The organism is Streptomyces niphimycinicus (assembly GCF_018883605.1).
Lineage (GTDB): Bacteria > Actinomycetota > Actinomycetes > Streptomycetales > Streptomycetaceae > Streptomyces > Streptomyces niphimycinicus.
Genome location: NZ_JAHLEM010000282.1, coordinates 1 through 2,597 on the forward strand (window position 1 = coordinate 1; position 2,597 = coordinate 2,597).

Genomic DNA, 2,597 nt, shown 5'->3' on the forward strand with positions numbered 1-2,597 from the left:
CGCGGCGGCGGCCGCCAGCGCCTCGGCGAGCCGGGGCGGTACGCCACGGCGCCGCAGCGCCGCGCTCCATCCCGGCGCGATGGTGAGCAGGGCGCCGGTGGCCAGCGCGGAGAGCAGAAAGCCGTAGCTCCGGGCCAGCCAGGGGTCGTAGAGCACCAGCGCGAGGACGGCGGCGGCCAGGGCCGGGAGCAGGGAGCGGCGGCGTCCGGTGCCGAGGGCGAGCAGCGTGATCAGCCCGCAGGCGGCGGCGCGCAGCACACTGGGCTCGGGTCTACAGACGATGACGAAGGCGAGCGTGAGCCCGCCGCCGAGCAGGGCGGTGGTCCGCAGCCGGATGCCGAGCGCGCCCGCGAGACCGCGCCGCTCGGCCCGCCCGGCCAGCCGCGGCGGACCCGTGAGCAGGGCGAGCACCAGCGTCAGGTTGCTGCCGGAGACGGCCATGAGGTGGAGCATGTCCGTGGCCCGGAATGCCTCGTCCAGTTCGGGCGGTACCCGTGAGGTGTCCCCCACGACCAGCGCCGGGAGCAACGCCCGCGCGTCCGGGGAGAGTCCGTCGGTCGCGGTGCGCAGCCCGGCGCGCAGCCGCCCGGCCAGCCGCTGGACCGCGCTGGGCGGGCCCGTGACCCGCGGGGGTCCGCCGCCGTTCACGCGCACCACGGCCGCAATGCGGTCCCCGTCGCGCAGCGGCGGCGCCAGGCGGCCGTGGACACGCAGCTTGGTGGACGGCAGCAGCCCCAGCCAGGCCGTCCGCTCCTTACCGGCCCTCGGGTGGACCGTCACCAGGACGGGGGTGCGGGTGGTGGTCGTGGTGCCGTCGGGGCCGGTGACCCGATCGGCCTCGGCCTCCAGGACCACGGACGCGGGCGCGAGCGCCGCGCCCCGCACGCGTGGCCGGGTGAGCCGTGGGTCCCCCGTGACCGTCACCTCCGCGGTGGCCTCGGCGTACTCCCGGGCCAGCGCGGGCACCGGGCCACGGCGTACGTCCGCGCCATGCAGCCCGGCGACCGCCCCCGCCGCAGCCCCGCACAACAGCACGGCGGCCAGCGCCCCTGCCGTACGGCGCCCACGCCATGCGACGGTGCGTGGCGGCGAAGTGGCCTGTTGCCGCGGCACGTTGCGGCCGTCTGCGGTGCCCGGCCGCCTCCGGGCCCCGGGGGCGGCGTTGGACGCGGTATTGCGCGCGGCATTGCGCGACCGGCCTGCTGTCGGCGGTGGTGCCTTCCGCTCCCGCTGCCGAGGCTGGGCGCCGGGCGGCTGCGGCGGGGTGGGCTCCGACGGGGCGGGTCCGAGTACCTGTCGGTCGTTCGGGAGCGGCACTGGCGAGGGCATGTCCGGCCCGCACCGGGGACGGGGGACGTCGCGCCGTCGTCCACCCCGTGCCGGGGCTCGTCGGCGGGCCCGGACGAGCAGCCAGGCCGCCACTAGGGAGGCAACCGCGCAGGCGAGGGCCACCATATGGGCCGGTGCGTCCAGGGCGAGCGCCGCGGCTGCCCAGGCGGCCAGGGCCGGGGGCACTAGGCGGAGGTCGGGTGGGCCCTCCTGGCGTGGCTGTGACGCACCGCGCGGGGACACGGCCGCCGCATGGACCGGGGCGCGGGCCTGCGGGGGCCTCGTGACCGTCATGGCCGGACCAGCGGGCGCAGATCGGCGAACCGGCGCTCGCCGATGCCGTTCACCTCGCGGAGTTCATCGATGGAGCGGAAACCTCCGTGCTGGGTGCGGTAGTCGATGATGTGCCGGGCCAGGACGGGACCGACTCCCGGGAGGGTGTCGAGCTGTTCGGCGGTCGCGGAGTTGAGGCTGACCGAGCCACCGGGCACCCCCGGTCCGGCCGGTGGGTTCGCGCCGTTGGCCACGTTCGGGTCATGGGGTGCGTTCGGGCCGTTGGGTGCGTTCAGGCCGTTGGGTGCGTTTGGTGCGCCAGCGGCCGGATCGGCGGCCGCACCCGGTGCGGGTGATCCGCCCGCTGGGGCGCCGACGACGATCTGCTCGCCGTCCACCAGCGGCCGGGCCCGGTTCAGCCCGCTCAGGTCGGCGCCCGGCCGTACTCCACCCGCCGCTTCGAGGGCGTCGGCGACCCGCGCCCCTGGCGGCAGCTTCCACAGCCCGGGGCGGCGGACCTTGCCGGTCACATCCACGACGACCGTGCGACCGCCGCCGGACGGGGTGAGTCGTCCCCTGGGCATCGGACCGGGTTCGGAGGGCGCGGCGCGCGGGGGCTCCGGATCCGGTGCGCGCACGGTCTGGGGCCGGCCGGTCCAGAAGTGATACGCCGCGAAGGCCACTGCGGCGAGCAGGGCGACCGCCAGGGCGGCGACCGTTCTCAGCTCCATACCGCAGCGCAACTGGAGCCACACCGGCAGCCGCTCACGCAGGGCGAGCCTTACCCGGTCGCGTCGGCGCAGCGGACCATCCCCGGGCACGCCCTCAGATGCCTCCTCGCGCGGGTCCCTGGACAACCCCTTGCGCGCGTCCCAGGGCGGCACCTCGGACACGTCCCCGAGTGGCCCCTCAGCCGCGTCCCGAGGCGGCTCCCCGCACACGTCCCCGGGTGGCCCCTCGCGCACGTCCCGGAGCGGCCTCTCGCGCACGTCCCG

At 77.2% G+C, this 2,597-nt stretch carries 2 protein-coding genes; both read right to left on the bottom strand.

Annotated elements, in window-relative coordinates; translation table 11 throughout:
* Positions 1-1,035 (bottom strand): ComEC/Rec2 family competence protein (locus KN815_RS50715; RefSeq protein ID WP_216344142.1); only part of this gene is annotated, 1,035 nt, incomplete at its 3' end.
* A 584-nt stretch (positions 1,036-1,619) separates the two neighbouring features.
* Positions 1,620-2,597 (bottom strand): ComEA family DNA-binding protein (locus KN815_RS24805; protein WP_372458465.1); only part of this gene is annotated, 978 nt, incomplete at its 5' end.